General features: G+C 57.7%; 3 tRNA genes and 3 rRNA genes. All 6 read left to right on the top strand.

Annotated features, from left to right (window positions below):
* Positions 1-703 (top strand): 16S ribosomal RNA (locus tag JTN19_RS13245); the annotation flags it as partial.
* A 273-nt stretch (positions 704-976) separates the two neighbouring features.
* Positions 977-1,050, top strand: a tRNA-Ile gene (locus tag JTN19_RS13240).
* Between the two features lie 96 nt (positions 1,051-1,146).
* Positions 1,147-1,218, top strand: a tRNA-Ala gene (locus JTN19_RS13235).
* Between the two features lie 235 nt (positions 1,219-1,453).
* A 23S ribosomal RNA gene (locus tag JTN19_RS13230) occupies positions 1,454-4,189 on the top strand.
* A gap of 140 nt (positions 4,190-4,329) precedes the next feature.
* Positions 4,330-4,444 (top strand): 5S ribosomal RNA (gene rrf, locus JTN19_RS13225).
* A 28-nt stretch (positions 4,445-4,472) separates the two neighbouring features.
* Positions 4,473-4,549, top strand: a tRNA-Met gene (locus tag JTN19_RS13220).

Raw genomic sequence — 4,549 nt, 5'->3', positions numbered from 1 at the left:
TTAGTCACTCAGTGTCGTAGCTAACGCGATAAGCGCACCGCCTGGGGAGTACGGCCGCAAGGTTGAAACTCAAAGGAATTGACGGGGGCCCGCACAAGCGGTGGAGCATGTGGTTTAATTCGACGCAACGCGCAGAACCTTACCAGCTCTTGACATCTGTCGGACTTCGCAGAGATGCGTTGGTGCCCGCAAGGGAACGGCAAGACAGGTGCTGCATGGCTGTCGTCAGCTCGTGTCGTGAGATGTTGGGTTAAGTCCCGCAACGAGCGCAACCCTCGCCTCTAGTTGCCAGCATGTTTGGGTGGGCACTCTAGAGGAACTGCCGGTGACAAGCCGGAGGAAGGTGGGGATGACGTCAAGTCCTCATGGCCCTTATGAGCTGGGCTACACACGTGCTACAATGGCGGTGACAATGGGAAGCCAGGTCGCGAGGCCGAGCGGATCCCAAAAAGCCGTCTCAGTTCAGATTGCACTCTGCAACTCGGGTGCATGAAGGTGGAATCGCTAGTAATCGCGGATCAGCATGCCGCGGTGAATACGTTCCCGGGCCTTGTACACACCGCCCGTCACACCATGGGAGTTGGTTCTACCTTAAGCCGATGTGGCAACCGCAAGGAGCTAGTCGACCACGGTAGGGTCAGCGACTGGGGTGAAGTCGTAACAAGGTAGCCGTAGGGGAACCTGCGGCTGGATCACCTCCTTTCAAGGAATGCTGACGAGCCTGTCTCATGCGGGTTTGTTGGCGTCCGACGACAAGAATGCCTGCCTGGCTTGATCTTGTGTCCGCGGATGCGGGGATGGGGTTTGGCCGACTGGCTCAAGAACTGACACCAAGACGACCTGATGCGGGTTGATGCCGGGGGCGGGAGTGATCCTGCTTGGGCACCGACCGCGCATTCCGACATGGAATGGAGACTGGATTGGCTGGCTGGGTTGGTCCTGGCATGGGCTGCCTCAGGGTGGCCTGCTGTGGTGAGGGCCAGTAGCTCAGTTGGTTAGAGCACACGCTTGATAAGCGTGGGGTCGGAGGTTCAAGTCCTCCCTGGCCCATACGCCTGCCTGGTGCAGGGTATGCAGTGAGGATGGGATGGCGACCGCGATGCTTAGGCGGTGCTTGGCCTGCGGCGCGCCCTGGGATGGTTTTTCGGGGGCGTAGCTCAGTGGGAGAGCACCTGCTTTGCAAGCAGGGGGTCGTCGGTTCAATCCCGACCGTCTCCATACGAGGTTGGTTGCCGTTGGGCTGAGGCCTGGCGGTGACCCACGCAGCACGACGCTGCATAACGAGATGGCTGTCCGGCCTGTGGTCCTTAAGGGGATCTGGGTTGGGTGGCATGCTGTTTGACAGGTGAATCGGATTGGTTGGTTGGATTGAGAGTGAGAATTGCTGGGCATTTTGGTTCAGCTGCTGATGCTTGGATGTGGGGCTTGGTCCTGCGTACGGGCGTTGGTGGTGTATTGAGCGCGATAAGAGCGTTCGGTGGATGCCTTGGCGCCAAGAGGCGATGAAGGACGTGGCACGCTGCGAAAAGCCGCGGGGAGATGCGAGCGATCGTTGATCCGCGGATGTCCGAATGGGGAAACCCACCCGCAAGGGTATCCTGTTCTGAATACATAGGGACAGGAGGCGAACCCGGGGAACTGAAACATCTCAGTACCTGGAGGAAAAGACATCAACAGAGATTCCGTTAGTAGTGGCGAGCGAACGCGGATTAGGCCATTTGATGCATTGGAATAAGCCGAACCATCTGGAAAGGTGGGCCATAGTGGGTGATAGCCCCGTAGGCGTGATGTCTGATGTGTTGATCGAGTAGGGCGGGGCACGTGAAACCTTGTCTGAACATGGGGGGACCACCCTCCAAGCCTAAATACTCCTTGGCGACCGATAGTGCACAAGTACCGTGAGGGAAAGGTGAAAAGCACCCCGACGAGGGGAGTGAAAGAGACCTGAAACCGGACGCTTACAAGCAGTCGGAGCCCTCATTGTGGGGTGACGGCGTACCTTTTGTATAATGGGTCCGCGAGTTCGTGTTGGCAGCAAGCTTAAGCCGTTAGGTGTAGGCGCAGCGAAAGCGAGTCTGAATAGGGCGCATAGTTGCCGGCATGAGACCCGAAACCGAGTGATCTAGCCATGGCCAGGCTGAAGGTGCGGTAACACGCACTGGAGGGCCGAACCCACGCCTGTTGAAAAAGTCGGGGATGAGCTGTGGCTAGGGGTGAAAGGCCAATCAAACTCGGAAATAGCTGGTTCTCCGCGAAATCTATTGAGGTAGATCGTTAGGTGGTCACCTTCGGAGGTAGAGCACCGGAAGGGCTAGGGGGGCCCAAAGCCTTACCAAACCCTACCGAACTCCGAATGCCGAAGAGTGCAGCCTGGCAGACAGACTGTGGGTGCTAAGGTCCATAGTCGAGAGGGAAACAGCCCAGACCACCAGCTAAGGTCCCCAAGTCATGGCTAAGTGGGAAAGCATGTGGGACGGCCAAAACAACCAGGAGGTTGGCTTAGAAGCAGCCATCCTTTAAAGAAAGCGTAATAGCTCACTGGTCTAATAGCTGTCCTGCGGCGAAAATGTAACGGGGCTCAAGCCATGCACCGAAGCTGTGGATGTGCGTAAGCACGTGGTAGCGGAGCGTTCCGTAGGCCTGTGAAGGTGTGTCGCGAGGCATGCTGGAGGTATCGGAAGTGCGAATGCGGACATGAGTAGCGACAAACAGGGTGAGAAACCCTGTCGCCGAAAGTCCAAGGGTTCCTGCGCAAGGTTAATCCGCGCAGGGTGAGCCGGCCCCTAAGGCGAGGGCGAAAGCCGTAGCTGATGGGAATCAGGTGAATATTCCTGAGCCCGCCAGAAGTGACGGTCCTGAAGTTCTGTGCATTCTTATTGGATTGAGTGTGCAGTTGGATGGATCCGGGAAACAGCTCTGGCATTGGACCGTACCCGAAACCGACACAGGTGGACTGGTAGAGAATACCGAGGCGCTTGAGAGAACCATGTCGAAGGAACTAGGCAAATTGCTCGCGTAACTTCGGGATAAGCGAGACCCGCTGGTGGGCAACCATTGGTGGGTGGCACAGAGCAGGGGGTGGCGACTGTTTAGTAAAAACACAGGGCTCTGCGAAATCGAGAGATGACGTATAGGGTCTGACGCCTGCCCGGTGCCGGAAGGTTAAAGGGAGGAGTGCAAGCTCCGAACTGAAGCCCCGGTAAACGGCGGCCGTAACTATAACGGTCCTAAGGTAGCGAAATTCCTTGTCGGGTAAGTTCCGACCTGCACGAATGGCGTAACGACCTCCCCACTGTCTCCGGCATGGGCTCAGCGAAATTGAATTCCCCGTGAAGATGCGGGGTACCCGCAGTTAGACGGAAAGACCCTATGAACCTTTACTGCAACTTCGCAGTGGCGCCAGAAAGGAACTGTGTAGGATAGGTGGGAGGCTTTGAAGCATGGGCGCTAGCTTGTGTGGAGCCAACCTTGAAATACCACCCTGTTTCTTTTTGGCGTCTAACCGAGCCTGGTTATCCCGGGCCGGGACCCTGCGTGGTGGGCAGTTTGACTGGGGCGGTCGCCTCCTAAAGTGTAACGGAGGCGCGCGATGGTGGGCTCAAGCCGGTCGGACATCGGCTGTTGAGTGCAAAGGCATAAGCCCGCCTGACTGTGAGCGTGACAGCGCGAACAGAGACGAAAGTCGGCCTTAGTGATCCGGTGGTCCCTCGTGGACGGGCCATCGCTCAACGGATAAAAGGTACTCTAGGGATAACAGGCTGATCTCCCCCAAGAGTCCACATCGACGGGGAGGTTTGGCACCTCGATGTCGGCTCATCGCATCCCGGGGCTGGAGCAGGTCCCAAGGGTTCGGCTGTTCGCCGATTAAAGCGGTACGTGAGCTGGGTTTAGAACGTCGTGAGACAGTTCGGTCCCTATCTGCTGTGGGTGTTGGAGACTTGAGAGGATCTGTCCCTAGTACGAGAGGACCGGGATGGACATACCTCTGGTGCACCAGTTGTCACGCCAGTGGCACCGCTGGGTAGCTAAGTGTGGAACGGATAACCGCTGAAAGCATCTAAGCGGGAAACCGACCTCAAAACCAGGTCTCCCTGAGGGCCGTGATAGACCATCACGTCAATAGGCCGCATGTGTACGTGCAGCAATGCGCTCAGCTAAGCGGTCCTAATCGCCCGATAGGCTCAATACGACGCCGCCAGCGCGGTTCAGATCAGCAATGATCAGAACACCGTGCGCAGCACCAAACCCCACAATTCCAACTCTCCTCCAACCAACCTTCCGCCACCTGAACCCCCTCCGCCCCATAAGGCGGCCAGGATGGTTCGGTGGCCTGGTGCCCATCGCGGAGTTGATACACCCGATCCCATCCCGAACTCGGCCGTGAAACACTCCAGCGCCTATGGTACTGCCGCTTAAGCGGCGGGAGAGTCGGTCAGCGCCAGGCCACCCAACCATCCTCATCACCACACCCACGCGGGGTGGAGCAGCCCGGTAGCTCGTCAGGCTCATAACCTGAAGGTCACAGGTTCAAATCCTGTCCCCGCATCCA

Source organism: Roseococcus thiosulfatophilus, assembly GCF_017311575.1.
GTDB lineage: Bacteria > Pseudomonadota > Alphaproteobacteria > Acetobacterales > Acetobacteraceae > Roseococcus > Roseococcus thiosulfatophilus.
The sequence above is the reverse complement of the archived record's forward strand: the minus strand, read 5'-3'. Positions and strand labels throughout refer to the sequence as shown.